Consider the following 26,965-nt stretch of genomic DNA (forward strand, 5'->3'; position numbering starts at 1 on the left):
AAAAGGTGTCCACCATTGTCGGTGGGCACCTTTTTTGCGTTTAGGCCACCCCGCTAAAAATGAGCAGCGCCCCGGCGATTATGAAGAACACGCCGGCGGTGAGATCGATCCACTGCGAGATGGACAAAAAGCGTCTGCGATTGGCCTCGGTGGAAATCGCCAGCGATAACACTCCGAAGCCAAGGATGTTGGAGGCTACCACTACCGCGATGACCGCGGCGGCCGTGCCGAAGCTAGGTGAGGCCGGAAGCAGTGGAGCCACGATCGCCGAGAAGTAGATGATCACCTTCGGGTTGGCCAGGTTGGTGGTCAGCCCGTTGCGGTAGCTCGACAGCCTGCTACCCAAGAACCGGGAGGGATCCACGTCGGCACCGGCTACCGGCTTGCCCCACTGGGCGCGGGCGGCCTGCAGCATGCGCACGCCCATGTAGATGATCCAGGCGCCGCCGAGGACCTGGATGAGCTCGAGCACCGCCGGGTAGGCCGTCAGCAAGGTGGCCGCCCCAGTGACGGTGAGGGTCACCCAAAAAAGGATGCCGGTGGCAATCCCGAACACCGCCGCCAGCGCGTGCGCGCGCGATCGGGTAGCAAGGCGGGTGATGAGGAAGATATCGGGACCGGGGGTGGCCATGCCTGCGAGGTTGAGTCCGGCCAGTGACAATAGCGCACTAGCGCCCACCGGCGGCCTCCAAGCGTTGCACGAGGTCATGCTGGCCGAACAGGCGGGCGGTGTCGATAGCCGAGGGGGTCCCTGCGGTGGGATCCGCGCCTGCGGCAAGCAACATGTCCACCACCGCATCCTCCTTCTTGAAGATCGCCCCCGCCAACGGGGACTGGCCGCGGTCGTTGAGACGGTTGACGTCGGCGCCGCGGGCGATGAGCGCCTCCAGCGCGCTGGTGTTGCCGGCGTAGGCGGCGAGCATGAGGAAGGTATTGCCGTCATGGTTCATGAGATCGACGTTGATGCCCTGATCGATGTAGGCGCCCAAGGTGGCGCCATCGCCGCTTCGGGCAAGGTCGAATAGCCTGGCGGCAAGTGCTGCTTCATCGTCGTCGAGTGGAGCCTTGGGAAACTCATTCGAAGTCATGGCGTCATTCTAACCGGCAAGCAGTGCCACCCGCCGAACAGCGTCCTCGATGGCGAAACGATCGTCGTGGAAGGTCTGTCCCTTCACCGATGCGTCCAGCTCCGCCATGAGGATGACCGCCTTGCTGACGGCATCCCCGCTCCAGCGCCGTGCAATGCGGGCCGTCTTTTCCACCACGAAGGGGTGCATACCCAACTGCCGCGCCAACCCTTGAGCATCGATGCGCCCGCGGGTGGAGTACAGCCGTGCGATGGCGGAGACCTTCATGCTCAACGCCGCCGTGAGGGCGACCGGGGAGATACCAAGCTGCAGGGCGCGCCTCGTGGAGGCCACCGCCCGCTGGAGCTGCCCGGAACAGGCGAGATCGGCGATGTCGAAGCCGGAGACCTCCGCCACGCCGACGTAGTACTGGCGTACCGCCTCCACCGTGAGCTCCCCGCCGGTGTCGGCCACCAGCTGTGCCACTGCCGAGGCCAGCTCGCGCAGATCCGATCCCACGGACTCGAGCACGGCGTGGATCACGTCCGGGGTGGGGCGCACCCCGTGGCTTCGAAACTCGGCCAACAACCACTCCGGCCGATCCTTGGCGGGCATCTTCGGTACCTCCACCACCCGCGCCAGCTTCTTGAGCTTGGGAATAGCGCTTTTGGTTCGCCCGCCGCCGGAGTGGAGGATGATGAGGTACATGCCGGGGCCGGGATCCTTCGCCGCCGCCAGCACCGCCTCGAGCGGCTCCTTGCCGCAATCCTCAGTGTTGGTCAGCACGATGACCCGATCCTCGCCAAAAAGCGAAGGCGAAAGCAGCTCCACCAGCTCCGACTCCGTTACCTCCCCCGCTCTTAACGTGGTGATCATCACGTCCGCTCCCTGTGGGAGGCTATCGCGAATGGAGTCAATGATGCGCAGGCGGGCGCGCTCCGCGAGGAACTCCTCGGGGCCAAGGATGAGATGGGTGGCGGGGACGGTGGTGCTCATGACTTTTATCGTGCCACAAGTAGCAGCCCGATCGCCGCGGCGGCCATCAACGTGGCGGCCCGCGGCTTGGCGTCGATAAGCAAGACCGCCAGCCACGCCGACAGCAGCACGGCAACGCCCACGCCGGGGACGGCGACGTGGGCGAAGGGCAAGCGCGCACACCCCACGCCCACCGCGCCGACGAGACTGACCAGCGGGTCGGCCGCCTCGATAAAGATCCATTCCCCGCCGCCGGGCAGCGCCGTTGCCACCAAGCCGGCAAGACCCAAGACGGTAATCGGCGCCACCAACGGTGCAACCAGCAGGTTCGCGAGCACACCAACGACGGAGACGTGTCCGGAGACCAGCGCCACCAGCGGCATCGTGGCCACCTCCGCGGCGAGGGTGACCGCCAGCGCCCGATTGAGGATGTCCGGGGTGGGCAGCCGAGCCATCCCCCGGTAGAAAAACGGCGTGAGCACCACGATGCCCGCGGTGGCCGCAACCGAAAGCGCAAAACCCGCGCGAACGGCGAAGTCGGTGTCGTAGAAGATGAGACCCAGCACCGCGATGCTCAAAGAATGAATGGGCACAGCCCGCGTCGAGGCCAGCATCGCCGCAATCCCGATCGCCCCGGTCACGCTGGCCCGCAGCACGCTCGGTTCTGGGCCCACGAGGAACGCAAACCCGCCGATCGCCAGCGCAGAGACCACCATTTGTCCCCGCGGCCCCGCACCCAGTGCCGCCGCAGCCACCACCGCCACCGTGGCCACGATCGCGACATTGCCACCGGAGACGGCACTCAGATGCGCCAGCCCCGTGGCCACATACGCCTGCTTTTCTGCCACCGACTGCAGGCTCACGTCCCCGTTGGTCATCGCCGGCAGCAATCCCGCCCCGGGGCTGCCCACCAGCTCGCCCACGCGGGCGGCAAATTCCTGCTTCCACTCGCGCACCATCGCGGTCCAGCCGTCGCCGGGTTTAGCCAACTCCACCCGCGAGGCGGCCACGAACACCCCGGTGAGCGAGGGCCGCTCGGAATCCTGCACCGTGCCGGCGATGCGAACAACGTCGCCGGCGTTGATCGCACCCGGCGCGGTATTCGAAAACACCGGCACGGAGCCGGGCACCCCGTCGACAGTGGCGTCCATGATCCAGCCCTTGGCTGTTTGTTTGGGCGCGGACTGCAGCTTGGCGTAGAACTCCCCCGGCCAGCTCACCGCGCGGGCAATGCGCAAGCGGTACCAGCCTGACACCACCGCGCCCACGCCCATGACCACCACCGTGAGTGCTTGCCCATAGTGACGAAAGCCCACGGCGATGCCACCGGCTAGCGCCACCACCCAGGCGGCGGCCCACGGGCCGTGGACAAGCAGTGCGATAGTGGCCAGCCACACCACCGCCGCCGCAGGCACCAGGCGCAGGTCAGTCACACCGTGACCCCGTCCTTGAGCGCGGCGAACTTGGCGGGCCCGATGCCTGGAACATCCATGAGCTGTTCCACGGAGCTAAATCCGCCCACCTGTTCGCGGTGGGTGAGGATGGCATCCGCCGTGGATGGCCCCACCCCGCGCAAGGTGGTGAGTTCTTCGGCGGTGGCGGTATTGAGGTTGAGCTTGCCCCCTGCCGCCGGTTGCGGCGCTGCCTGCTCGGCGGGCACGCGGATGTGGGCGCCGTCGGCAAGCCTTTCGGCGAGGTTGAGCCCGGCGTATTTCGGGTCGGAGTAGTCGATGACCCCGTTGCTTGCGGCCGCCAGCGCGTCGGCCACGCGCGCGTTCGGTTCGAGGGTGTGCAGGCCGGCGGCGTCCACATCGCCGGTCACCGCCACCACCACCGCGGTCGGGGCAGTGCTTTCCGACGTCGGGACCGCCACGGGGGCCGGGGTCACCAGCTCCGGTGGCGGCCCCGAGCGCAGCACCACCCCGGCCACCACGAGCACGACAAAGCCCGCCACGGCGGCTATGTGCATGGGCCTGATGGCGATGCGCGGGCGGGCGGGGAGGTCGAGGCGCATGACGTCTTCTACCCCGGTGGGGCGGGTTAGCTCTGCTATGCGCTGGGTTACCGCGAAGTTCTTCTTGGAGGATTCTTGTTGTGCCTTCATGCGCCCACATGATAGAAACCTCACCGAAGGTTGCAACCCCGCCTGCCCAACAAGCCGTCTAGCCTGTGGATAACTCGACCGACCTGCGGAAATGAACCTGTGGATAACTTTATTTTTCGGCAGATTCTTCCTGCGGGGCCGAGAAGACGGCCGAGACACCCAGCGCGCCGGGACCGGTGTGGATGGCCAAGGTCTTTTCCATCTCTAGGATCATGATGGTAGATTCCTCGCCCAGGCCGGCGCGCAATTGCGCCTCCAGCACCCGGGCGGCCTCCTTGGCCTCGTTTTGTTGGATGGCGATGAAGGCGGGCTCGCCGGCGGCGCGGGCGACGACCAGCTCGGTGAGTTTGGCCAGGGCCTTGGACTGCGTGCGGGTCTTAGCGGCGAGCTCGATGCGCCCGTCGTGGACGTGCATGATCGGCTTGGTGGCCAGCGCTGTGGACAGCAGCGCGGTGGTCGCCGAGATGCGCCCGGACTTGCGCAGCTCGTCGATGCGGTGGACGTAGATCCAGGTGTGGGAACGCACGAGTGTGTCGTGGGCAAGGTCGGCGCACTCCTGCAGGCTGGCGCCGTCTTGGGCCAGCCGCGCCGCCGCCATGGCTGCCGCGCCCACGGCCATGCCCACGGTGTCGGTATCGATGACCACCACGGACTCGTCGAACACGCCCGCCGCGGTCACCGCCGCCGACCACGTCGACGACAGCTCCTTCGACAGGTGCAAGGCCACAACCCCGGCGTCGCCGCCGCGTTCCAGCTGGCGGGCGTAGGCGGCCGTGAGCTCGAGGGCGGACAGCCCCGAGGTGGAGGTGGCCTCGCCTTCGATGTCCATGCGGTGCAGGCCCACCACGGTGATTCCGAGTTCCTCGACCACGTCCTGGGGCAGCCCTGCGGACGAGTCGGTCACGATTCTTACTGGCATGCCCCTACTTCCCTAGGGCCACGCCCATGTTCCACCCGTCAAGGTACCACTGCGCGCCGTCGATGTTGGTGGAGTTAAACATCGCCGAGGGCGGCACCTCGTCGCCGGGACCCATCGCGTCGGTGGAGCCGGGGGTAAAGCGCGGGCGGGCGGTCAGCTGCGCCCAGCAGGTGTTGCCCAGGCCGGAAAACATGGGGTATTGGTTGACGTCCAGCGCGAGCAGGCTCGAGGTCAAAGCGCTAATGGTCCCACCGTGGGCGACCACCAGCACGGTCGACGAATCCCACTGTTCGTAGGTGTGCATGAGCTCGTCGATGACGGCCCGTGCCCGGGCCGCGACCTGCATCCGGGACTCCCCCTCAGGTGGGGCCCAGGTGGCGTCGTGGCGCCAGGCGGCGCGGGCACCGGGGTAGGCGGCGTCGACCTCCTCGTGGGTCTTGGCCTGCCACACGCCCAGGTTGGTCTCCCGCAGGCGCGCATCCACGACCGGGGTCACCCCGGCCTTGGCGCCGATGACCTCCGCGGTGACCTTGGCGCGCTGCAGATCCGAGCACAAGATGGTGCCGATGTTTTGGGTGGCCAGGTAGTCGGCCACCGCACGGGCCTGGGCAACGCCGGTGGCCGACAGCTCGGTATCGATATGTCCTTGCATGCGTCGGGTGGCGTTGAACTCGGTTTGCCCGTGGCGCAGCAACATCAAGCGGCGGGTCATGATTTAGAGCTCGTCTTCTTCCGGCTCCGGCTCGGCGAGCGGGATGTCGTCGAGGGACTCGACGGTGCGCACGTCTACCTCTTCTGCCCATTCCTCGGGCCGGGTCATGGTCTCTACTCCTTCGACCTCGATGAGCGGGCAGTCACGGTAGAGGCGGTCGAGGCCGTAGAAGTCGCGCTCGGTGTTGCGCTGCACATGGATGACAAGCATGCCATAGTCCAGCAGCACCCAGCGATTTTCGCGGTTGCCCTCGCGGCGCTTGGGCTCCTCACCCACTGCGGTGAGCTGGTCCTCGATCTCCTCGACGATGGCGCGTACCTGGCGCTCATTATCGGCCGAAGCCAAGACGAATACCTCGGAGATGGCCATGACGTCGGAGACGTCGATGACGGCGATGTTGGTCGCCTGCTTTTCGTCGGCAGCAAGCGCCGCGATCTCCGCGAGGCGGATGGTGTCTTGAGATGCAGTCACAAATAATCCTTCGATGGGTGTGCGTACAAAGTCCGTTGTGGCCAATTTTTCCACGAACCGGGGCGATGTACCTAACGCGGGTTCGGATCGCGCGCGGTATCGGCGCCACCGGGGTGATAGAGCCTGCGCTTATTAATGTATTGCACCACCCCGTCGGGCACGAGGTACCACACGGGCAGCCCCTCGCGGGCGCGGCGGCGGCAACCGGTGGAAGAGATCGCCATCGCGGGGATCTCGATGAGCTCGACGCGCTGCTGGCACGCGGGCGGGAGGAAATCTTCCCTCAGCTCATATCCGGGCCGGGTAACCCCCACGAAGGTGGCCATGCCCAGCACCTTCTCCCAATCGCGCCAGCTCAAGATGCTCGATAGCGCGTCGGCGCCGGTGATGAAAAACAGCTCCGCGTCCGGGTAGTGGGCTTTAAGATCCGTCAGGGTGTCGATCGTGTACGTGGCACCCGGGCGGTCGATGTCGACCCGGGAGACGGTAAAGCGCGGGTTGGAGGCGGTGGCGATGACCGTCATCAGGTAGCGGTCCTCGGCCGAGGAGACCTCCCGGTCCGATTTTTGCCAGGGGTTGCCCGTGGGCACGAACACCACGAGGTCGAGGGCGAAGCGGGCGGCGACTTCGCTCGCGGCGACGAGGTGACCGTGGTGGATCGGGTCGAAGGTGCCGCCCATCACACCCACCCGCCGCACGGGGGCTTGTTTTTCCATAGCCATCTAGCCTAGCAACACCCCGTGCGGTTACCTGCATTTATTGCTTTCCGACGATCAGGGGCGGGTTTGCCCCTGTCCCTGCAGGATCCACTTGGTGGTGGTCAGCTCCGGCAGCGCCATGGGCCCGCGGGCGTGCAGCTTCTGGGTGGAGATGCCGATCTCGGCGCCCATGCCGTACTGCTCGCCGTCGGTAAACGCGGTGGAGGCGTTGATCATCACGGCCGCCGCGTCCACCTCGTCGGCAAAGCGCTGGGCGGTGGCAATATTGCCGGTGGCAATGGCCTCGGTATGCCCGGTGGAATAGGTGCGGATGTGGGAAAGCGCCTCGTCGATGCCCGAGACCACCTTCGCGGCGATGTCCATTGAGAGGTACTCGTCGGCCCAGTCGTGCTCCGTGGCGGCCACGATGTCGCCCGCGCCGAACGCGGCGAGCTCCGCGACCTCGCCGTGGACGGTGACGCCGGCGGACTGCAGCGCGGCGATGATGGCCAGCTTGTCGGCGTCGGCAAGCGCGGCGTCGATGAGGACGGTCTCGGTGGAATTGCACACAGAAGGCCTGCGGGTCTTGCCGTTGAGCAGCATCGCGATGGCCTCATCGAGGTCGGCGACGTCGCGGTCAATGAAGAAGTGGCAATTGCCCGTGCCGGTCTCGATGGTGGGCACGGTAGCGCCGGTGACCACGGCCTCGATCAGGCCCGCACCGCCGCGGGGGATGACCAGGTCCACCAGGCCGCGGGCGGTGATGAGGTCCTGGACGCTGTCGTGGGTCTCACAGGGTAACAGCTGCACGGCCTCGGCGGGAAGGCCCTTTTCCACCAGCACGCGCTGCAGGATCTCCACCAGCTTCTCATTGGAATGGCGCGCCGACTTCGACCCCCGCAAAAGGGCCACGTTGCCGGACTTGAGGGCCAGACCAAAGGCGTCCACGGTAACGTTGGGGCGGGCCTCGTAAACCATGCCCATGACCCCTAAGGGCACGCGCACCTTGCGCATCTGGATGCCGTTGGGCATCACCGAACCGCCCACGACCTCGCCAACCGGATCCACCAGACCTGCGACCTGGATGAGCCCGCCCGCAATACCCTCGATGCGCGCGGCGTCGAGCTTGAGCCGATCGATGAGTGACTCGCTCATTCCCCGCATCTGCCCGGCCTGAATATCGAGCGCGTTCGCCTCCAGGATTTCCTCGGTGGCGTCGACGAGCACCTGCGCCGCGGCGCGCAGGACCTCGTTCTTCTTATCGCTGGTCAGCTTGGCTAAAATCGGCGCGACCTCCTTGGCCGCGCGTGCCTTGGCCAGCACGTCGGCGCGCTCGACCTCGCGCGCCGGGGACAGGACTATCGTTTGTTCTTCAGGATTCATAGCCCATGAGTATAGCGGGCACACTTATGCACGGCTTGCATAATCGGAGAGATAGTCCGCGTGCACGACCGGCCGCTGCATGCCCGCTGGCAGTTCATCCGAATGCTTGCCCAGCATCGACTGCAGCACCGCGGAATCGTAGTTGACCTCGCCGCGGCCTACGACCTGCCCGTCCGGATCCAAGATCTCCACGATCTCCCCCGAATGGAAGTCGCCGTCGATCTCGGTGATGCCGACCGCCAACAGCGAATGCCCGCCCGCGGTCACCGCCTTCACGGCACCGGCGTCGATGCGCAGGCTGCCGGTGGTATCGGCCGCATACAGCGCCCAGAACTTCCACGCCGAGAGCCCGTTTTCCTTCGGGTGAAACACCGTACCCACGCTCGCGTCCGTGAGCGCCGCGTCGATATTGCTTGCCGACGTCAACAGCACCGGAACCCCACCCCGGGACGCGAGCCTGGCGGAGTTGACCTTCGACCCCATCCCGCCGGTGCCCACGACCCCGCCATCTCCGGCGACCACGCCCTTGAGGTCATTGCCGTCGCGCACCTGGGAGATGAAACGCGCGCCGGGCTCGGCCGGGTTCTTGTCGTAGAGCCCGTCGACGTCGGAAAGCAAAATCAAGGCATCCGCGCCGACCAAATTCGCCACGATCGCGGCCAGCCGGTCATTGTCCCCGAAGCGCATCTCCGTGGTGGCCACGGTGTCGTTTTCGTTGATGATGGGCACAGCACCCAGCTGGCGCAGCCGCTCTAAGGTGCGCTGCGCGTTGCGGGCACGCTCGCGCACGCCCGCATCCGATGCCGTAAGCAGCACCTGGGCGGTGACAATGCCATAGTGCTTGAAGGACTCGCTCCACGTGTGCGCGAGGTGCACCTGGCCGACGGCGGCCGTGGCCTGCTTGGAGGCGAGATCCGTGGGGCGCTTGTACAAACCCAGCGGGCCCATGCCGGCGGCCACCGCGCCGGAGGAGACCACGATGAGATCCGTGCCCTGCTGGATGCGGGCATACAGGCAGTCCACGATGCGGTTGATCCGCTGCGGGTCCACCCGGAAGTCCTTGCCGGTCAGCGAGGAGGAGCCGATCTTGACCACGATGCGCTTGGCAGAGGCGATGTGGCGGCGAAGTTCGTGCTCGGGCATCCAGGAGGTAGCGGTGTGCGTCATGGACAGTAATTCTACAATTCGGCGCAGACCTAGCCCTGCCAGCGGTCCTTGTTGGCGGACTCGCGGGTCACGGAGCTGCCGTCGCCAAAATCGAACTCGTCGATGAGGCCGCGTCGCACCTGGGAGGCGCGCTTGCGCTCCTGCGCGGACTTGCGGGTGGTGTGCGCGAGGCGGATGTCTTGGCCGCGGCCGGTAAGCGTGGGGTCCACGCCCGCGGCCGTCATCGGCTCCCACTCGAAGGATATCGGGCCGATGGACACGGTGCAGCCGGCCTTCGCGCCAGCCTTGTAGAGGGCATCCTCTACGCCTAGGCGGTTGAGGCGGTCGGCGAGGTAACCCACGGCCTCGTCGTTTTCGAAGTCGGTCTGGATGATCCAGCGCTCCGGCTTCTCGCCGGATACGATAAACCCGCCCTCGATCTCCGGATCCGGGGTGATCTCGAAGTCGTGACCCTTGCCCCGAGCATCCACGGCTTTCGGGCGCACGACGATCTTCTCGGCCTTCTGCTTCGGCTGCTTGCGGCGGGCCTCGTGCACGATTTCCATCAGCTTGTAGCGCAGCGGGTCGAGCCCCTTGCGGGCAACGGCGGAGATGATAAACACCGGCCAGCCGAACTGCTCCTCCAGGTCCTCCTTGACGAACTCCGCGAGCTCCTGGGCCTCCGGGATGTCCACCTTATTCAAGATGATGATGCGCGGGCGTTCCCGCAGATCGCCCAGGCCGGTGTCCTCATCGAGTGCGGACTGGTAGGCAGCAAGTTCTGCCTCGAGCGCCTCGATGTCGCTTGCCGGGTCGCGCCCCGGCTCCAAGGTAGCAGTGTCGACCACGTGGGCCAGCACCGCCGTGCGTTCGATGTGGCGCAGGAAGTCCAGGCCCAGGCCCTTGCCCTCGGAAGCGCCCGGGATGAGCCCCGGGACGTCGGCGATGGTGAAGGTGTCATGTCCCACCTCGACCACGCCGAGGTTCGGCTGCAGGGTGGTGAAAGGATAGTCGCCGATCTTGGGCTTGGCCGCCGAGAGCACAGAAATCAGCGAGGACTTGCCCGCCGACGGGAAGCCCACCAGGCCAACGTCCGCCATGGACTTCAGCTCTAAGATGACGTCGTGCTGCTCGCCGGGCTCGCCTTTGAGGGCGAAGCCCGGCGCCTTGCGTGCGGCCGACGCCAAGGCCGCGTTGCCGAGTCCGCCCACCCCGCCCTTGGCGGCGATGAATTGCATGCCGACGGTGGTCAGGTCCGCCAAGGTCTCCCCCGACTCGCTCATAACGACGGTGCCCGCCGGTACCTCCAGCACGAGATCCTCGCCGCGGGCCCCGTTGCGGTGGTCGCCCGCGCCGTTGGCGCCGCGCTGGGCCTTGATGTGGGGGCGGTAGTGCAGGTCGAGCAGGGTGTGCACCTGCGGGGAGACCTCCAGGACGATGTCACCGCCGTGCCCGCCGTTGCCGCCATCGGGCCCGCCGAGAGGCTTGAACTTTTCACGGTGGATCGAGGCACACCCGTTACCGCCGTCACCGGCGGCCAGGTGCAGGACCACGCGGTCCACAAATCGTGCCATGGAATTTACCCTTCAGGTTTTGTTGACTGTCCTAGAAAGTGTAGTCGGCCTTGGGCCGTGACCGAAACTGCTCGTCACCGCCCAAGGCCGACTTCCGCCATCCGCGCTTTTAGTTCTTGCGCTTGATGAAGCTTGCTACCAAGGCTGCCCCACCGAGGCCGAAGAGCCACCACAGGCCTATTCCGCCGGTGAGCGGGAGCGCGTTTTGCACCTTGAAGGAGCTACAGTGCGTGCGCCGACGTCAGCGAAGAGAACCGTTACACTGGTGGCTTTGTTGCAGCTATCTTGCTCGGTGGGATCCACGGCTGTATTGAGCACCTCGTACATGTCAAAGACCTCACCGCCCAAAGCATTGCCGCTTACTGTTTGCGCGGCTCCTTCAGCTGCTTTCCGACGGAAGAGCCACCGTGCTTATGAATGGTCAGCGGGCCAGTGGTTCTCATGCGATTGATGACGTCTCCGAAAGGTGCAATCAGTGATTCGGTCTCAGGTCCGCGTAGACCCCCTCAAAAAGGGAGCCATTTTCTGGGGCTCGTCCTCGACGACAAGCGTTCAACAACAAACCAAATCCCCCATGACGTCGAACTGTAGATTGCCAACGCGACCACCCTCAACAATGGCGACACCGGAGTCCGTTTTCAATTAGTGGGAAGATTCACAAAAGTGGCCGCCCAATTGACGATGATAAGCATTTCAATATTCTTCCAAATCGCCACAGGTCAAAGGATAAAAACAACTATAGTAGGCGAGCCAACCTAAATAAGAGGTGTACCCGCTTCAGCCTCTTCTTGTCCCCTTCGCCCCGGTGATGCATCCGCGGGTATGCCGAAGGCCCCAAGACTTCACGAGGAATTCTTGGGGCCTTAGCTAGGCTCAGTTGTATGAAGGCCTAAGCCTCGACAGCCTCGGCAGCCGGAACGATGTTCACGGTGCGGCGGTTGCGCTTGGTGGTAAACTCCACCGAGCCCGCAGCCAGAGCGAACAGCGTGTCGTCGCCGCCGCGGCCAACGTTCTCACCTGGGTGGAACTTGGTGCCGCGCTGACGCACGAGAATCTCGCCTGCGTTGACCTGCTGGCCACCGAAACGCTTCACACCAAGGCGCTTGGCGTTCGAATCGCGACCGTTGCTGGAGCTAGATGCACCCTTCTTGTGTGCCATTGGTTTTCCCTCCTTCGGGAAGATCTAGAAGGCCGAAGGCCTTACTTGATACCGGTGATCTTGACCACGGTCAGCTTCTGACGGTGACCCTGACGCTTCTTGTAGCCGGTCTTGTTCTTGTACTTCAGAATCTTGATCTTCGGGCCCTTGGTGTGCTCGACGATCTCGCCTGCGACGCTCACCTTAGCGAGCTCCTCAGGCTTAGAGGTTACATTTGCGCCATCGACGAGCAGAACCGGGGTGAGAGCCACGGACGAACCTGGCTCACCCTCGATCTTCTCGACCTTGACGAGGTCACCTTCGGCAACCTTGTACTGCTTGCCGCCGGTCTTGACGATCGCGTACATACGAGGGCTACCCCTTATCTATTACTCGGGCGAGGCAAACTCGAGGTCTGCCTCGCGGACGTAAAAACTCATTAATTCCACATTGCGTTTCAGAAAGCATGCATAAGACACGCGTGTCAACGTAGGGCACAATCTTCCTAAAACAGCGACTGTCAAAGACTACCCTTTAATGGGCCGAAATTACAAACCGGCCCATTCTAGCCCCTGCGGCGCACCGCCCGGCGTCGCCCACGCCCAGAACTTGCTTCACTCTTATTAACAGCAGTCTCAACCGGGCGCGTGGAGCTGCGGCCGACATCCTTGTGCTCCTGGACCGGCGAGGCAGTCACCGCCCGCCGCACAGCACGCCGGCGCGTACGACCGTTGCTGCCCGGACGCGAGGAGGTGGATATCTCCTGGGTGGGCTCCTTCGCCGCCGCGCCCGCAGGCGGCACCTGCTGCGCTGCGCTTTCCGACGCTGCGGTGCTGCGGCGAGCTCGCTTGCGCGCCCGTGTGGTTTCCGCCTTTACTTCCTGCGTGCTTTCACTGTGCTCGCTGTGCGGAGCCTCATGACCCTGGAAGTCCTCGGGCTTCGGCGGGACATCCGAGGCCGAGTTACCCCGAACCCTGCGCTTGCGACGCGGGCTCGCCTCGAACTCGGCCAGGGCCTGTTCGTAGGTAGGCTGTGCGGCGTGCGAGGCCGGCAGGTAGTCGGCACCACTCGGCGCATCGGGGTCGTGCTCATTGGCGGTGGCCACCGCCGCATGCGCGATCTCCTCCACCGCGGACACTGACATTGCCTCGTCGGTGGCAGGGGCATGACCCGCGCGGGAACCGCGGCGGCGTTTGCGCGGGCGAGAAACCTCCTTCTCCGGTTGGTCTTCCGGCACCACCGCGGCTGCGAGCTCCTCGATGCTGGGCTTCGCCGGCTCGGGCTCGTCCTCGCGTGCGGCGCCGTGGTCGTCGTTATGCATGGCAACAACCGCTGGGTGCCTGGTCGGGTCCTGGTGGCGCACGCCGTGCTGCGTGGAGGAATGGCGCGACTCGGCATCGGTGTGCTCCACCGGGTCAGCGTGGATGATCACGCCGCGGCCCTCGCAGTGCTCGCACTCCGTGGCGAAGGTCTCCAGCAGGCCCGTGCCCAAGCGCTTGCGGGTCATCTGCACCAAGCCCAGCGAGGTCACCTCGGAAATCTGGTGGCGGGTACGATCCCTGCCCAGGGTCTCCTTGAGCCGGCGCAGCACCAGGTCCTGGTTTTCCGGCAGCACCATGTCGATGAAGTCGACCACAATCATTCCGCCCAGATCCCGCAGGCGCATCTGGCGCACGATCTCCTCGGCGGCCTCCAGGTTATTGCGGGTGACCGTCTCCTCCAAGTTGCCGCCCGCGCCGGTGAACTTGCCGGTGTTGACGTCGATCACCGTCATCGCCTCCGTACGGTCGATGACCAACGTGCCGCCCGACGGCAGCCACACCTTGCGCGAAAGTGCCTTCTGGATCTGCTCGTCGACGCGGTAGACCTCGAAGGCATCACGGCCGTCGTTGGCATCGCGATCGAAGTGAGTCAGGCGGCCGGCAAGCTCCGGAGCCACCGACTGGATATAGGCGTGCACGGTATTCCAGGCGCGCTTGCCGTCGACGACCAGCTCGTGGAAGTCCTCGTTAAACAGGTCACGGACCACCTTGACCAGCATGTTCGGCTCTTCGTACATGGTGACCGGCTTGGCACCTTTGGACTCAGTCTCCTTGCTGGTGCGCTCCTGGATCTGCTCCCACAGGGTGTGCAGGCGCCCGACGTCGGCCGCGATGGCCTCCTCGCTCACGCCCTCGGCCGCGGTGCGGATGATGACCCCGCCGTCACCCGGGACGACCTTGCGCAGGATCTCCTTCAAGCGCTTGCGCTCTGGGACCGGAAGCTTTCGCGAGATCCCCGCCGAGCGCCCGCCGGGGACATAGACAAGGTAGCGACCCGCCAGGGAGATCTGGGTGGTCAGGCGCGCGCCCTTGTGGCCGACCGGGTCCTTGGAGACCTGAACGAGCACCTGGTCGCCGGACTTGAGCGCCTGCTCGATGCGGCGGTTCTTGCCGCCGAGTCCCGCCTTGCGCCAGTTGACCTCACCGGCATAGAGCACGCCGTTGCGCCCCTTTCCGATGTCGATGAAGGCGGCCTCCATGCTGGGCAGGACGTTTTGGACCCGTCCGAGGTAGATGTTGCCCACCATCGAAGACTGGGTATCGGAGGTGACAAAGTGCTCGACGAGCATGTCGTCCTCGAGCACGCCGACCTGGGTGACCAGGCCCGGGTGATCGGTGCGCTCGCGCTCGCGCACCACCATCGTGCGCTTGACCGACTCGCGGCGGGCCAAGAACTCCGCCTCGGAGACCACGTGGCGCTTCTTGCGCGACTCCTCGCGCAGCTCCACGCGGCGGCGGCGCTGCGCCTCCAGGCGGGTGGAACCCTTGATGGCCAGGGGTTCGTCGATAAGCTGCGGCTCGGCGTCGTCCGCCTCCTCGACGTTAGCCTCCTCCACGTTGGACTCAGCGTCTTCTACCCCACGTCCGCGGCCGGTGCCACGGCGCCCACGACGGCGCTTGCGGGGCTGCTGGTCGGCTAAGTCATCCTCTTCCTCGTCGTCGAATGCCTCGTCCTCGGACGGGGTCTCCACCAGAGTGGGTGCGAGGAACAGCGGGGTGGCAAAGGTGGGCTCGTTCGGCGCAGGGGTGATCGCTGGAGTGACGTCCTCGAGCAGCTCAGGGGCCGACTCCTCCCCGAAATCGAAGTCATCGTCGTGCTCATCGGTGCCCACCAGCAGCCCGTTGCCGAGGCGCTCCTCGATGTCGCGCTCGACCTTTTCTTCGATCTGGTGGATCTCATTATCCACGTTCTTTTCCACCCGGTGGCGCAGCTTGTCCTCGTCGATGGGCTCCTCGGCTGGCTGCGGATCCGCGCTCGCAGCAAGGCCAAGCTCGCGATTGACCTTGTCCTCAATCTGCGCGATCTCATTATCAACGTTCTTGCGCACGCGATAGCGCAGGCGCTGCTCGTCCGCCTCAGGGTTGGTTGCCACCGCCTGCTCCGAGGTGGCCGGGTTTGCCGGTGCGTAGGCATCCAAGACCAGGGTTGCCTGCTCCGCGGTGATATTGGACTGGGCGACTTTGTCCACGCCCGCCGCAGCCAAAACCGCCACCACCTCCTTGGTGGCAACACCGAGCTGCTTGGCCAGCGCCGACACGCGCAGCTTCGCGGGCAGGTCCTTTCTCATGTCCGCGACCAGCTTGCTGTCTACGGCACTTAACGACACATCAGCCGAACCATCAGCCACTGTCTTCTCCCTATATTTATTTGTCCATCCCCTCCCCCGGGCGCAGGCCTTGGCCGCCGCCACACAGGAGAGACGATGAATCGAATTGGCATGAAACTTCTTACTCCAACCAGCGCAAGCTCAGCGATCCACGCGCCACAACCGGCGCGGAGCGAACGAACACTAGCCACAGCCCATTGTTTCATACTTTCGTTGCACCGATTGCCCGCAACGCGAACGCAGAAATAGCGGGTCGGTCACACCCGCCTACCGCGGCAGCTGCCGCCCGGATCGCCACCGCCGGGGTCATCGGTGCGGCGCGGTGGGCGTCGGCAAGCAAAGGCCGCGCACGGCACAAACCTGGGGTGAGGGGCCAACGCGGCACGAAACGGGGGTGGAAAATCGGGCGTGGCCTGGAAATGCTGGCTACGATTGATGTGTTCGCCGCCCGGAAAGCCGTGGCGAGCAGCACAATGAAATGGCCACCCCGTACAATCGAAGTCGTTTGACGAGGCGCCGACAGGCCACGATCAACCTAGCTTTCATGCCTTACATAAGGAGACACCCTATGAAGAACACCCGCATCCTTGCTGCTGCCCTGGCAATGACCGTCGCCGCAGCTGGCCTTTCGGCCTGCACCAACTCCCAGAAGGACTCCGAGACCGGCGCCGTCGACACGGCAACCTCCGTGAAGGTCACCGCGCCGGCCACCACCGCTGCAACCGAGGCCACTGAGAGCACCGAGAGCACAGCGGCAACCGAGGCAGCTGAGGCTGGCCTGGAAACCGAAGAGACCGAGATCATGCTTTCCGACGAGGCCACCGCCGAGACCGCTGTTGTCACCAGCGAGGTAGTCGTCAACTAATACAGGCCACAGACATGCTGAAAGCCCAAGGCGTAGTGCCTTGGGCTTTATCCGTTCATCGGCTTAGAGGTTCGGGAACCAGATGGAAATCTCGCGGGCGGCCGACTCCGGGGAGTCCGAGCCGTGCACGACATTCTTGGCAACACTCAAAGCGAAATCACCGCGGATGGTGCCAGGGGTAGCCTTGGCCACCGGGTCGGTGCCGCCGGCAAGCTGGCGCCATGCATCGATGGCGCGCTCACCCTCGACAACACCAGCAACCAGCGGAGCGGAAGTGATGAACTCCACCAGCTCACCGAAGAAAGGCTTGTCAGCGTGCTCAGCGTAGTGCTTCTCAGCGGTCTCACGGTCAGCAACGCGCAGGTCCATAGCCACCAGCTTCAGGCCCTTGCGCTCAATGCGGGCAATGATGTCACCGACGTGGCCTGCAGCAACACCGTCCGGCTTGATAAGAATCAGGGTACGTTCAGTCATGATTAGGTAGCTTACCTACTGCCCCTAGCTCGCGCATTCCCACCCCCACTGCGAGTCGTGCATCACACCTAGAAGTTACACCCGCACATGGACGGTGCCTTAAAACGGCCGTCCGTGGCCGGCCTCACCTAGTTCGATCTCGTAATCAGCCGCGATCGCAGCGACAGCCTCCTGGGCTTGTTGGTCCGTAATCCCTCGGCACCACAGATGGGTTTGGGTAATCGCACCCCGCTCGTCACCCAGGCGAAGCATGCTCGCGATGGTCTCCTTTTGCTCATCGGTGTACTCCACGACGAATTCGCCGTGCTCTCGGACACGCAACACGAGCGCCAGTACGCCCGCGATACACGCCACAAAGATGGCGATGAAGGCGGGAATGTCCATGCCCAGCAGCTTCGCTGCGATTGCAATAAGGCACAGCACAGCCGCCAGCGCATTGAGGGTATTCGTTCTCACGCAGTCCCACTTTCCGGATTCTGCTTAGGTTTGGTCACCGTAGAGATTATCCCACCTGACGTGGAAACGCGTGGGGGGAGATGTCGGCCGGGTAGTGCTGGTGCCACGCCAAGCTGCGCGGGAACCGATGGAGGTCACTGTGGGTTCGCCGGCTGCTCACCCACAGCCGTTTTTAAATTAGGTTCGGGTAACCTAAACTAATAGAGACGACGAATATATCCACGGCGCTGCCACGTGCCCTCAACCCCTCCAAAGGACACACCTTGACATTGAAAACACGCCTTTTAGCAACCATGGCCACCCTCGGGGTGGCCACCACACTGGTCGCCTGTGGCTCCTCGGAGCCTGTCTCCGAGCCGGCAACATCCGACAACGTTGCAACCGCAGGGGAGGGCACCACGGTCTACCCGCTCACCATCGACAACTGCGGGCAGACCATCACCTTCGAGAAGGCGCCCGAGCGCACCGTCTCGCTCGACCAGGGCAGCACCGAGATCTTGTTGTCGCTGGGCCTTGAGGACAAACTGGTCGGCACCGCCTCGTGGACCGACCCGGTCCTACCCAACTTGGAAGAAGCCAACGCCTCCGTGCCGCGTCTGGCCGACAACGCCCCCACCTATGAAGTAGTGATGGACACCGATCCCGACTTCGTCACCGCCTCCTTCGCGCGCCACTACAAGACCGAGGGCGGCGTGGCCTCCCGCGAGCGCTTCGCGGAGACAGATATCAATTCCTTCCTCTCCCCCACCGACTGCGAAGGCTCCAAGACCATCAACGGTGGCGGCACCCGTTCCATCCCGCTTTCCGAGGACAAGGTGTACGAGGAGATCGCCACCCTTGCCGAAATCTTCGATGTCCAGTCCCGCGGCGAGGAGCTGATTGCCGAGCTCAAGTCCCGCGCCGAGGCTGCGACCAAGGACATCAATGGCTCGGGACAGACCGTCGCCTACTGGTTCGCCGACACCAAGACCCCGTACTTCGCCGGCGGCCTAGGCTCAGCCGCAATCTTGTCCGACAAGACCGGACTGACCAACGTCTTCGCCGATACTGCCGACGACTGGCCGGCCGTGGGCTGGGAAACCGTCGTGGAAAAGAACCCACAGATCCTGGTCCTGGGCGACCTGCTGCGCGATCGCTTCCCCGGTGATCGCCTCGACGACAAGAAGGAGTTCCTGGCGAACGACCCTTTGACCAACACGATGGATGCCGTCAAGAATGAGCGCTACATCGCCCTCCATGGCGCCGAACTCAACCCGTCGATCCGTTTCGTCGATGGCCTGGAAAAGATCGCCGCCTACCTGAAGGAATCCTCCTCTTAAAAAGGGTGGCATCTATGAGCGCAGTCCGGTGTGCCAGGCGACAGTGCGTCGTGCAAAGGCACCGGGCTGCCTTCTCGTATTCTTGCTTACTTTGCCCACGCCGCCACCGACCCACGCCCAGATTGAAACAACGACCTCATGTTGGAAACCACCACTGACACCCCTGCACCCACCACGCCCACTCCACCCGAGCGTGTGCCTGGCCACGCGCTTGGCCTCATCACGATCGTCATCGGCTCCTTAGTCCTCCTCGTCTTCTCCGTGGCCGCGGCCATCACCTTGGGCCCGGCCGATATCTCGCTGGTCAACGTTCGCGATATCATCCTCAACCACATGGCGGGTGCCGAGATCCCCGTCAAGCTCAGCAAAGACGCCATCGTGTGGGAGGAGCGCCTGCCGCGTGCGTTGGTCGCGGCGTGCTGCGGCGCGGGGCTTGCCCTCAGCGGCGTTATCATGCAATCGCTGCTGAAGAACTCGCTGGCTGACCCCTACGTGCTGGGTATTTCCTCCGGCGCCTCCGCCGGCGCCGTGGTGGTGGGAGTACTCGGCCTGGGCTCGGTGTCCCTGGGGCTGTCCGTCGGCGCCTTCGTTGGCGCTCTCATCAGCTTCGGGCTGGTGTTGCTGCTGGCTAATCTAGCGGGTGGCACCTCGGCCAAGGTCATTCTCGCCGGCGTGGCCACCACCCAGTTGTTTTCGGCATTGACCTCGCTGGTCATCTTCGCCTTCGCCGATTCTGACGAGACCCGCGGCGTCATGTTCTGGCTGCTCGGCTCGCTCGAGGGCGTGCGCTGGGACGACGTTGCCTTGTGCGTGGTCGTCGTGCTTCTGGCCTCCGGGATCTGCCTCTATTTCGCCCACGTCTTGGACGCGTTTACCTTCGGCGATGACGTCGCCCATTCCTTAGGCATCAACGTCACTGCGGTGCGAATCGCCTTCCTGACGCTTACCGCCTTGCTGACAGCAAGCCTGGTCGCCGTCGCCGGAGCCATTGGTTTTATCGGCCTCGTGCTTCCCCACGCTGGCCGGCTCGTCGTGGGCTCGGTTCACTCCCGCCTCGTGCCCGTGACCATCATTTTCGGTGGAATCTTTATGGTGTGGGTCGATGCCTTATCACGCATCCTCTTCTCCCCCACTCCGCTGCCGGCAGGCGTCGGCACCGCGCTCATCGGCGTTCCGGTATTCATTGTTCTCCTCATCCGCAAGAAGGGAGTCTAGCCGTGGGGCTTCGCGCAGAAGATCTGGTGTGGGACCGAGCAGGAAACCTCGTGGTCAACGGGGTGTCGCTGGTTCCCCGACGGGGAGAGACCGTTGGCTTGCTCGGACCGAATGGCTCGGGCAAGTCCTCCTTGCTTCGGCTCATGGCAGGCATGGCCAAGCCCACGGGCGGAAACGTGTATTTTGAGGACAAGCCTTTGGCGTCGATAAGCAAAAAGCAGCTGGCACGGCGGGTCGCGATCGTCTCGCAACACGCCGACACGGTCGTCGACATCAGCGTCCTCGAGTCCGTGCGCCTCGGCCGCATCCCCCACCGCAGCGCCTTTGGCGGCGATCCAGTAGCGGACGCGCTGGCGGTTGAGAAGGCCTTGAAGCACACCGACCTGGCCCACCTGAAAGACAAGTCCTGGGATCATCTCTCCGGCGGCGAGCGCCAGCGCGTGCAGATCGCCCGTGCGCTCGCCCAGGAACCCACCGAGCTGCTGCTCGACGAGCCGACGAATCACCTCGACATCAAGCATCAGCTCGAGCTCATGCGGCTGATCGTCAATCTTCCAGTGACCTCCATCGTGGCCATCCACGATCTCAACCTCGCCGCGATGTTCTGCGACCGCCTCGTTGTCCTGCGCAAAGGCCAACTCGTGGCCGCCGGCAGCCCCGTTGACGTGCTCACCCCAGAGCTTATCGCCGAGGTATATGAGGTCCGTGCCACCGTCGAGCGGGTCTCAGATACGGGCCAGGTCCGGGTCAGCTACCAGGTCTAGAACCCATTTGCGAAAGGAAAGGGTCCCGAAGCAATCTCTTGCCTCGGGACCCTTTGACGTCTCGCGGTCCTACATGTGCTGGGTGGTCAAAAGCCCGCGCTTCATGCGTTCGATCAAATTCTTGCGCAGGTAGAGCAGGTACGCCCACACCGCGATGAACAAGATCGCGATGAACCCCGCGCTCGGGTGCACGAAGGCCCCGCCAAGCGCGAAGACCTGGAGGACGAGGTCGGCCGGGATCGCCCACTTCACGAATTGGAGGAAACTCATGATCGTCATCGCCACGCCGACCGCGGTGATGTAAACCCAGTTGACGGTGGTCCAGTGCGCGCCGTTGTCCACCCGCAAGATAACCGTGAGCACCAACAGGTAGCTGATAGCCTCCATGAGCATCGTGCCGCTCATGACGCCGCGCACGCCCTTCAGGGGATCCTTGATCGGGGCGTGTCCGGGCCCGAGCGGGCCGTACTCGATGCTTTCCTCTTTCTTCTCGCTCACGCGGGTTCCTTTCCAAACAGGGTCCGGGCCTCGCCCGCGGTAACTACCGACCCGGTGATGATAACACCGGCGCCGGACTGAATGTCGGTGTCCTCGGCCAGGGCCACGGCCTCCTCCACGGCTGCGGGCAGGTCGTGGGCCTCGTAGACGCGCTCGTCGCCGAAGATGTCGCGGGCATACTCGGCAAGCTCAAAGGCATCCATCGCGCGCGGGGAGGAATTGGTGGTCACGACGATCTCCGTGAGGTACGGCTCCAGCTCGCGCAGCACGCCGCGAACATCCTTGTCGCCCAGGCAGGCAACCACGCCGATCAACCGGGAGAATTCGAAGTCACGCTCAAGGGCCGCTCCTAAGGCCTTGGCGCCGTGGGGGTTGTGGGCGGCGTCGATGAACACGGTCGGGGTCGCGCGCACCCGCTCGAGGCGTCCCGGGGATTGCACGGTGGCAAAGCCCTCGCGCACGGTGTCGATGTCGAGGGCGCGCCCTGCACCCGCGCCGAAGAAGGCCTCCACCGCGGCCAGTGCGCAGGCGGCGTTATGCGCCTGGTGCTCGCCGGACAGCGGCAGGAAGATGTCCTCATAGTCGCCGCCGAGGCCGCGCAGGCTGAGTTGCTGACCGCCGACCGCGATCGCGGATGAGGTCACGCCGAATTCCACGCCGAAGCGGGCGACCTGCGCGTCCACGCTCACGGCCTGCTCGAGGATGACCTTCATCGCCGCCGGGTCCTGGGCGCCGATGATGGCCACGTTATCCGGCGGGGTGAGCAGGTCGTCGGCGTCCCAGCGGGACTTGATGATGCCCGCCTTCTCGCCGGCGATCTGCTCGATGGTATCCCCCAAATAGTCGGTGTGGTCGAGCCCCACCGGCATGACCACGGCCACGTCGGAGTTGATGACGTTGGTGGCATCCCAGCGCCCGCCCATCCCGACCTCCACGACCGCCACGTCGACCGGGGCGTCGGCGAAGGCGGCGTAGGCCATCGCGGTAAGCACCTCGAACTTGCTCATCTTCGGCCCGCCGTTATTTTCGGAAGTAGCGTCGACCATCTCCACATAGGGCTTGATCTCCTCCCAGATCCGCACATAGTCGCGCGGGTGGATGGGGCGACCGTCGATGCCGATGCGCTCGGTGACCAGCTGCAGGTGGGGGCTGGTCGTGCGCCCGGTGCGGCGATGGAAGGCGCGCATGAGCGATTCGATCATGCGCACGGTGGAGGTCTTGCCGTTGGTGCCTGCCACGTGGATGGCCGGAAAGGCCCGCTCGGGGTGGCCGAGCAGGTCCATGAGCAGCTCCATGCGCTCTAAGGTGGGGTCGATCTTGACCTCGGACCAGCGCTGGTCGAGCTCGGCCTCGACCGCCGCGAGCGCGGCGAGGTCCTCGTCGGTGATGGAGTCATCGAGCGCCGCCTCGTCACCTTCTGCCGCCGGCTCGGCGGTGATCGGCAGGGTCAAACCGGTCTCGGTGAGCTTGAGCTCGCCGAGGTCGAAGCCCTCCTCCTCGTCCGCGATCAGCGAGGCCAGCTCCGCGAAGGAGTCCTCGTTGATGATGTCGTGCGAGTGCTGGGGCTGTTCTTGAGCTTGTTCCTGGGACTCGTGTTCGTCCTTAGGCATTAGCCCAGCTCCTCAAGGCGCGCGGTGATGCGTGCCACCTCTTCTTGGGCGACCTGCTGGCGGGCACGGATCTTGTCCACCACAGCCTCCGGCGCCTTGGCCAAAAAGGCCTCGTTGCCGAGCTTCTTTCCGGTGGTTTCCAGCTCCTTGGTGGCGGTGGCCAGGTCCTTTTCCAAGCGCTTGCGCTCGGCTGCCTTGTCGACGGTGCCGGAGGTGTCCAGGGAGACGACCACGGTGGCGTTCGACAGGCGCACCTCGATGCTTGCCGACGGCGCGAAGCCGTCCGCAGGGACGTCGATCTTCGCCAGCGAGCGCACCAGCGGCTCCTGCTCGGCCAGATCACAGCCGATGAAGTCGACGGCGGCCGGAACCTTCTGGGAGGGCTTGACCCCCTGGTCGGAGCGGAAACGACGGATCTCGGTGATGAGCTTTTCGGTATCGGCCATCCGGCGGGCGGCCTCGGTGTCGGCCGCCGTCCCGCCGTTGGTCAAGGTGACATCCGGCCATGCGGCTAGGTTCAGCGACTCCTCCTCGGTCAGGGCGGTCCACAAGACCTCGGTCACGAAAGGCATTGCCGGGTGCAGCAGGCGCAGCACCGCATTGAGCACCTGGCCGAGCACCAGCTGGGTGTTCTCCCCGGTAGCGCGAGCGGCCGGGGAGGCTGCGTCCATATCGCGCGGGATCTGCACCTTGGCATACTCGAGGTACCAGTCGCAGAACTCGCCCCAGGTGAACTGGTAGAGCAGCTCATTGGCCTTGGCAAATTGGTAACGCTCCAGGTAGTCGTCGACCGCGGCGCGGACTTCTTCCAGACGGTCGAGGATCCAGCGGTCGGCGTCGGTGAGCAGCTCGCGCTCCGGCAGCTGCCCCACGCGCGCGCCGTTCATGAGCGCGAACTTGGTGGCGTTGTACAGCTTGGTGGCGAAGTTACGCGAGGACTGGGCGGAGTCCTCTCCCACAGGCAGGTCCACGCCGGGGTTCGCGCCACGGGCCAGGGTAAAGCGCAGGGCGTCGGCGCCGAAGCGCTCGACCCAGTCCATCGGGTCGATGCCGTTGCCCAGCGACTTACTCATCTTCCGGCCGTGCTCATCGCGGACGAGCCCGTGGAGGAAGAGGTCCGTGAACGGGATCTGCGGGCGGCCATCCGTGCCGTGTCCTAAGATCTCCGGGGTCTGGGAGGCGGCGAAGGTTCCAAACATCATCATGCGCGCCACCCAGAAGAACAGGATGTCGTAGGCGGTCACCAGCACGCTGGTGGGATAGAACTTCTCCAGCTCCGGGGTCTTGTCCGGCCAACCCATGGTGGAAAATGGCCACAGCGCGGAGCTAAACCAGGTATCCAGGACGTCCGGGTCCTGGACGTAGCCCTCGGGTGCTACCTCGTCGGGGCCGACGCAGATGATATCGCGGTTGCCCTCGGCGTCTTCCGGCCCGTACCAGATCGGGATGCGGTGACCCCACCACAGCTGGCGGGAGATGCACCAATCGTGCATATCGTCGACCCATTCGAAATAGCGCGGCTCCGAGGACTTCGGGTGGATGACGGTATCGCCTGCGCGCACTGCATCGCCGGCCATCTTTGCCAGCTGGTCGACCTTGACGAACCACTGCAGCGACAGGCGCGGCTCGATGGCCTCGCCCGAGCGCTCGGAGTGGCCCACGGAGTGGACGTAGGGGCGGATCTCCTTGACGATGCGACCCTGCTTGGCCAGCTCCTCGCGGATGGCCACGCGGGCCTCGTAGCGGTCCATGCCATCGAATTGGGTGCCGGTATCGGCGATGTGGCCGGTGGCATCCATGATGGTGGGCATGGGAAGGTTGTGGCGCAGGCCCAGCGCATAGTCGTTCGGGTCGTGCGCCGGGGTGATCTTGACCGCGCCGGTGCCGAACTCGGGGTCGACGTAGTCGTCGGCGACCACGATCATGGTGCGATCCGGCAAGAACGGGTGCGGCAATTCGGTGCCGATGAGGTCGGCGTAGCGCTCGTCGTCGGGGTGCACCGCCACGGCGACGTCGCCCAGCATGGTCTCCACACGGGTGGTGGCCACGATAACGTGCGGCTCATCGTCATTAAGCGAACCGTAGCGGATGGAAACCAGCTCGCCCTCGACGTCCTTGTAGACGACCTCAATGTCGGAGACGGCCGTCTCCAGCACCGGCGACCAGTTGATCAGGCGGTTGGCCTGGTAGATCATGCCCTGGTCATACATCTGCTTGAAGATCGTCTGCACCGCGCGCGACAGTCCCTCGTCTAAGGTAAAGCGCTCGCGCGACCAGTCCACCGAATCACCGATGGCGCGCATCTGGGCGCCGATGGTGCCGCCGAACTTGCGCTTCCACTCCCAGACGCGCTCGATGAACTCCTCGCGATCGTAGTCCCAGCGCTTCTTGCCCTCGGTCTCGCGCAGCATGGCCTCCACCTTGGTCTGGGTGGCGATGCCAGCGTGATCCATGCCTGGCAGCCACAAGACCTCATAACCCTGCATGCGCTTGCGGCGGGCGATGGAGTCCATGAGCGTGTGGTCTAAGGCATGGCCCATATGCAGCTGACCGGTCACGTTCGGTGGGGGCAACACGATGCTAAAGGCTGGCTTCTTGCTCGAGGGATCGGCGGTGAAGTAACCCTTGTCCACCCACTGTTCATACAGTGCACTCTCGTGGGCCTTCGGGTCCCAGCTTGCTGGCAATTTGTCTGCGCGGTTTTGATCAGTCACGGCTTACCATCTTAGCCCACGCAACCAAAAACCCACCGCGGCGGGCGCGGTGGGCATGGGAAAGCAAATCACGGATTAGGCGAGCAGGTCCTTGACCGCCTCGCGCTCCTCCTGCAGCTCGGCAACGTTGGCGTCGATGCGGGCGCGCTGGAAGTCATTGAGCTCCAGTCCCTCGACGACCTCCCAGGCACCGTTGCGGGACACGGTCGGCAGGCCGATGATGATTCCCTCCGGGATGCCGTAGGCGCCGGTGGAAGGGATAGCAGCAGAGGACCATGCCTCGGTGCCCTGGATCCAGTCACGCATGTGGTCGACGGCGGAGGAAGCAGCAGAAGCCGCAGAAGACTTGCCGCGCACCTCGATGATCTCGGCGCCGCGCTTGGCAACGCGTGGAATGAACTCCTCGGTGTACCACTTGTGATCGAGATCGTTGAAGATCTCCTTGCCATCGACGGTGGTGTAGGTCAGGTCCGGGAACTGGGTGGCGGAGTGGTTGCCCCACACGGCGATCTTGGCCAGCTGGGTCTTGTCCACGCCGAGCTTAGCGGACAGCTGGGAAATGGCACGGTTATGGTCCAGACGCATCATGGCGTTGAAGCGGTCATTCGGCACGTCCTTGGCAGCGCTCATCGCGATCAGGGCGTTGGTGTTGGCCGGGTTGCCCACAACGAGAACGCGGATGTCATCGGCGGCGTGGTCATTGATGGCCTTACCCTGCGGGCCGAAGATCTTGCCGTTGGCGGCCAGCAGGTCAGAGCGCTCCTCGCCCTTACCACGCGGCTTAGCGCCGACAAGGAACGCGGCGTTGGTGCCGTCGAAAGCCTTGTTGACATCGTCGGTGACGACGATGTTCTTCAGCAGCGGGAAGGCGGAGTCATTGAGCTCCATGGCAACGCCCTCAGCACCGCCGATGGCCTGCGGGATCTCAAGCAGCTGCAGCTCGATCGGCTGGTCCTTGCCGTAGACATCGCCGTTGGCGATGCGCCACAGGAGGGAGTAGGCGATCTGACCGGCGGCACCGGTGACTGCAATCTTCTTGACGGATTGGCTCATGGTGGGTAGCTCCTTCGAATAACGGCGCCCTTCGGCGGGTTGCGGCCGCGGGCGGTAAGTATGAGCGTGAGATCGGGATGCCACTCACTTCGGTGTGAGCTGCATCAAATCTTGGTTCGACCCTTCCCACCTTAGCGTGAAAACCACAATGTCCGCACGGG

General features: G+C 64.6%; 26 protein-coding genes. 4 read left to right on the top strand and 22 right to left on the bottom strand.

All coding sequences use genetic code 11. The annotated features are described in order from the left end of the window. Positions 1 to 40: 40 nt before the first annotated feature. The 16 genes from PAB09_RS09795 to PAB09_RS09870 all read right to left on the bottom strand — a co-directional run bounded on the left by PAB09_RS09795 (position 41) and on the right by PAB09_RS09870 (position 15,797). The gene (locus tag PAB09_RS09795; protein WP_271033487.1) at positions 41 to 679 is read right to left on the bottom strand and encodes a LysE family translocator; all 639 of its coding nucleotides are present in this window, start codon (positions 677 to 679) and stop codon (positions 41 to 43) included. Further along, complete coding sequence (locus PAB09_RS09800) at positions 669 to 1,088, bottom strand: ankyrin repeat domain-containing protein (RefSeq protein ID WP_271033488.1); 420 nt, start codon at positions 1,086 to 1,088, stop codon at positions 669 to 671. The genes PAB09_RS09795 and PAB09_RS09800 overlap by 11 nt, the downstream gene beginning before the upstream one ends. 9 nt (positions 1,089 to 1,097) lie before the next feature. After that, a complete protein-coding gene (holA, locus tag PAB09_RS09805; protein WP_271033489.1) occupies positions 1,098 to 2,063 on the bottom strand; it encodes a DNA polymerase III subunit delta in 966 nt (321 codons plus the stop codon). Positions 2,064 to 2,068: 5 nt separating this feature from the next. Further along, positions 2,069 to 3,475 (bottom strand): ComEC/Rec2 family competence protein, encoded by a 1,407-nt coding sequence (locus PAB09_RS09810; RefSeq protein WP_271033490.1) that lies wholly within the window; start codon positions 3,473 to 3,475, stop codon positions 2,069 to 2,071. After that, a complete protein-coding gene (locus PAB09_RS09815; protein WP_271033491.1) occupies positions 3,472 to 4,146 on the bottom strand; it encodes a ComEA family DNA-binding protein in 675 nt (224 codons plus the stop codon). The genes PAB09_RS09810 and PAB09_RS09815 overlap by 4 nt, the downstream gene beginning before the upstream one ends. A gap of 109 nt (positions 4,147 to 4,255) precedes the next feature. Beyond that, positions 4,256 to 5,065: a DegV family protein gene (locus tag PAB09_RS09820; RefSeq protein WP_271033492.1), complete on the bottom strand. Its 810-nt coding sequence runs from the start codon at positions 5,063 to 5,065 to the stop codon at positions 4,256 to 4,258. Between the two features lie 4 nt (positions 5,066 to 5,069). Then, positions 5,070 to 5,777 carry a histidine phosphatase family protein gene (locus tag PAB09_RS09825; RefSeq protein WP_271033493.1) on the bottom strand — a complete coding sequence of 236 codons (708 nt, stop codon included), beginning with the start codon at positions 5,775 to 5,777 and terminating at the stop codon, positions 5,070 to 5,072. A 3-nt stretch (positions 5,778 to 5,780) separates the two neighbouring features. Then, positions 5,781 to 6,248, bottom strand: coding sequence for a ribosome silencing factor (gene rsfS, locus PAB09_RS09830; protein WP_271033494.1), 468 nt, complete (start codon positions 6,246 to 6,248; stop codon positions 5,781 to 5,783). Between the two features lie 71 nt (positions 6,249 to 6,319). Beyond that, complete coding sequence (nadD, locus tag PAB09_RS09835; protein WP_271033495.1) at positions 6,320 to 6,964, bottom strand: nicotinate-nucleotide adenylyltransferase; 645 nt, start codon at positions 6,962 to 6,964, stop codon at positions 6,320 to 6,322. Between the two features lie 57 nt (positions 6,965 to 7,021). Then, positions 7,022 to 8,329, bottom strand: coding sequence for a glutamate-5-semialdehyde dehydrogenase (locus PAB09_RS09840; protein WP_271033496.1), 1,308 nt, complete (start codon positions 8,327 to 8,329; stop codon positions 7,022 to 7,024). Positions 8,330 to 8,353: 24 nt separating this feature from the next. Then, entirely contained in the window at positions 8,354 to 9,496 is a 1,143-nt protein-coding gene (proB, locus tag PAB09_RS09845) for a glutamate 5-kinase (RefSeq protein ID WP_271033497.1), read from the bottom strand. A 29-nt stretch (positions 9,497 to 9,525) separates the two neighbouring features. After that, positions 9,526 to 11,049, bottom strand: a complete 1,524-nt coding sequence (gene obgE, locus PAB09_RS09850) for a GTPase ObgE (protein ID WP_271033498.1) — start codon at positions 11,047 to 11,049, stop codon at positions 9,526 to 9,528. 109 nt (positions 11,050 to 11,158) lie between these two features. Then, positions 11,159 to 11,260, bottom strand: coding sequence for an LPXTG cell wall anchor domain-containing protein (locus PAB09_RS09855; protein ID WP_271033499.1), 102 nt, complete (start codon positions 11,258 to 11,260; stop codon positions 11,159 to 11,161). 678 nt (positions 11,261 to 11,938) lie between these two features. Then, positions 11,939 to 12,208, bottom strand: a complete 270-nt coding sequence (rpmA, locus tag PAB09_RS09860; protein ID WP_271033500.1) for a 50S ribosomal protein L27 — start codon at positions 12,206 to 12,208, stop codon at positions 11,939 to 11,941. 41 nt (positions 12,209 to 12,249) lie between these two features. After that, on the bottom strand, positions 12,250 to 12,555 hold the full coding sequence (gene rplU / locus PAB09_RS09865) for a 50S ribosomal protein L21 (protein ID WP_271033501.1): 306 nt from the start codon (positions 12,553 to 12,555) through the stop codon (positions 12,250 to 12,252). A gap of 197 nt (positions 12,556 to 12,752) precedes the next feature. Continuing rightward, positions 12,753 to 15,797 (bottom strand): translation initiation factor IF-2 N-terminal domain-containing protein, encoded by a 3,045-nt coding sequence (locus PAB09_RS09870; RefSeq protein ID WP_271035368.1) that lies wholly within the window; start codon positions 15,795 to 15,797, stop codon positions 12,753 to 12,755. Between the two features lie 607 nt (positions 15,798 to 16,404). Here PAB09_RS09870 and PAB09_RS09875 point away from each other — a divergent pair. Next, on the top strand, positions 16,405 to 16,701 hold the full coding sequence (locus tag PAB09_RS09875; RefSeq protein ID WP_271033502.1) for a hypothetical protein: 297 nt from the start codon (positions 16,405 to 16,407) through the stop codon (positions 16,699 to 16,701). Positions 16,702 to 16,764: 63 nt separating this feature from the next. Here PAB09_RS09875 and ndk read toward each other — a convergent pair whose 3' ends face one another. Both ndk and PAB09_RS09885 read right to left on the bottom strand, forming a co-directional pair. After that, complete coding sequence (ndk, locus tag PAB09_RS09880; protein WP_271033503.1) at positions 16,765 to 17,175, bottom strand: nucleoside-diphosphate kinase; 411 nt, start codon at positions 17,173 to 17,175, stop codon at positions 16,765 to 16,767. Between the two features lie 99 nt (positions 17,176 to 17,274). Continuing rightward, positions 17,275 to 17,631 carry a hypothetical protein gene (locus PAB09_RS09885; protein WP_271033504.1) on the bottom strand — a complete coding sequence of 119 codons (357 nt, stop codon included), beginning with the start codon at positions 17,629 to 17,631 and terminating at the stop codon, positions 17,275 to 17,277. Positions 17,632 to 17,894: 263 nt separating this feature from the next. On the opposite strand from PAB09_RS09885, the gene PAB09_RS09890 reads away from it, so the two are divergent. The 3 genes from PAB09_RS09890 to PAB09_RS09900 all read left to right on the top strand — a co-directional run bounded on the left by PAB09_RS09890 (position 17,895) and on the right by PAB09_RS09900 (position 20,929). Beyond that, on the top strand, positions 17,895 to 18,950 hold the full coding sequence (locus PAB09_RS09890) for an ABC transporter substrate-binding protein (RefSeq protein WP_271033505.1): 1,056 nt from the start codon (positions 17,895 to 17,897) through the stop codon (positions 18,948 to 18,950). 138 nt (positions 18,951 to 19,088) lie between these two features. Then, a complete protein-coding gene (locus tag PAB09_RS09895) occupies positions 19,089 to 20,165 on the top strand; it encodes a FecCD family ABC transporter permease (protein WP_271033506.1) in 1,077 nt (358 codons plus the stop codon). Between the two features lie 2 nt (positions 20,166 to 20,167). Continuing rightward, positions 20,168 to 20,929 (top strand): ABC transporter ATP-binding protein, encoded by a 762-nt coding sequence (locus PAB09_RS09900; RefSeq protein ID WP_271033507.1) that lies wholly within the window; start codon positions 20,168 to 20,170, stop codon positions 20,927 to 20,929. A 69-nt stretch (positions 20,930 to 20,998) separates the two neighbouring features. On the opposite strand, the gene PAB09_RS09905 is transcribed toward PAB09_RS09900, so the two are convergent. From PAB09_RS09905 to PAB09_RS09920, 4 genes are all read right to left on the bottom strand, one after another. Further along, the gene (locus tag PAB09_RS09905) at positions 20,999 to 21,427 is read right to left on the bottom strand and encodes a DUF4233 domain-containing protein (protein WP_271033508.1); all 429 of its coding nucleotides are present in this window, start codon (positions 21,425 to 21,427) and stop codon (positions 20,999 to 21,001) included. Next, positions 21,424 to 23,037, bottom strand: a complete 1,614-nt coding sequence (gene folC / locus PAB09_RS09910; RefSeq protein WP_271033509.1) for a bifunctional tetrahydrofolate synthase/dihydrofolate synthase — start codon at positions 23,035 to 23,037, stop codon at positions 21,424 to 21,426. Before folC ends, PAB09_RS09905 begins: the two co-directional genes overlap by 4 nt. Next, positions 23,037 to 25,751 carry a valine--tRNA ligase gene (locus tag PAB09_RS09915; protein WP_271033510.1) on the bottom strand — a complete coding sequence of 905 codons (2,715 nt, stop codon included), beginning with the start codon at positions 25,749 to 25,751 and terminating at the stop codon, positions 23,037 to 23,039. Before PAB09_RS09915 ends, folC begins: the two co-directional genes overlap by 1 nt. 75 nt (positions 25,752 to 25,826) lie before the next feature. Then, positions 25,827 to 26,804: a malate dehydrogenase gene (locus tag PAB09_RS09920; RefSeq protein WP_271033511.1), complete on the bottom strand. Its 978-nt coding sequence runs from the start codon at positions 26,802 to 26,804 to the stop codon at positions 25,827 to 25,829. Positions 26,805 to 26,965: the final 161 nt, after the last annotated feature.

The organism is Corynebacterium sp. SCR221107 (assembly GCF_027886475.1).
Lineage (GTDB): Bacteria > Actinomycetota > Actinomycetes > Mycobacteriales > Mycobacteriaceae > Corynebacterium.

Coding starts and splice junctions, on each gene's coding strand:
- PAB09_RS09820 (WP_271033492.1), bottom strand. CDS start 5,065: ATGCCAGTAAGAATCGTGACCGACTCGTCCGCAGGGCTGCCCCAGGAC.
- proB (WP_271033497.1), bottom strand. CDS start 9,496: ATGACGCACACCGCTACCTCCTGGATGCCCGAGCACGAACTTCGCCGC.
- rpmA (WP_271033500.1), bottom strand. CDS start 12,208: ATGGCACACAAGAAGGGTGCATCTAGCTCCAGCAACGGTCGCGATTCG.
- nadD (WP_271033495.1), bottom strand. CDS start 6,964: ATGGAAAAACAAGCCCCCGTGCGGCGGGTGGGTGTGATGGGCGGCACC.
- PAB09_RS09875 (WP_271033502.1), top strand. CDS start 16,405: ATGAAGAACACCCGCATCCTTGCTGCTGCCCTGGCAATGACCGTCGCC.
- folC (WP_271033509.1), bottom strand. CDS start 23,037: ATGCCTAAGGACGAACACGAGTCCCAGGAACAAGCTCAAGAACAGCCC.
- rplU (WP_271033501.1), bottom strand. CDS start 12,555: ATGTACGCGATCGTCAAGACCGGCGGCAAGCAGTACAAGGTTGCCGAA.
- holA (WP_271033489.1), bottom strand. CDS start 2,063: ATGAGCACCACCGTCCCCGCCACCCATCTCATCCTTGGCCCCGAGGAG.
- PAB09_RS09815 (WP_271033491.1), bottom strand. CDS start 4,146: ATGAAGGCACAACAAGAATCCTCCAAGAAGAACTTCGCGGTAACCCAG.
- PAB09_RS09920 (WP_271033511.1), bottom strand. CDS start 26,804: ATGAGCCAATCCGTCAAGAAGATTGCAGTCACCGGTGCCGCCGGTCAG.
- obgE (WP_271033498.1), bottom strand. CDS start 11,049: ATGGCACGATTTGTGGACCGCGTGGTCCTGCACCTGGCCGCCGGTGAC.
- PAB09_RS09825 (WP_271033493.1), bottom strand. CDS start 5,777: ATGACCCGCCGCTTGATGTTGCTGCGCCACGGGCAAACCGAGTTCAAC.
- PAB09_RS09895 (WP_271033506.1), top strand. CDS start 19,089: ATGTTGGAAACCACCACTGACACCCCTGCACCCACCACGCCCACTCCA.
- PAB09_RS09800 (WP_271033488.1), bottom strand. CDS start 1,088: ATGACTTCGAATGAGTTTCCCAAGGCTCCACTCGACGACGATGAAGCA.
- PAB09_RS09870 (WP_271035368.1), bottom strand. CDS start 15,797: ATGAGAAAGGACCTGCCCGCGAAGCTGCGCGTGTCGGCGCTGGCCAAG.
- ndk (WP_271033503.1), bottom strand. CDS start 17,175: ATGACTGAACGTACCCTGATTCTTATCAAGCCGGACGGTGTTGCTGCA.
- PAB09_RS09840 (WP_271033496.1), bottom strand. CDS start 8,329: ATGAATCCTGAAGAACAAACGATAGTCCTGTCCCCGGCGCGCGAGGTC.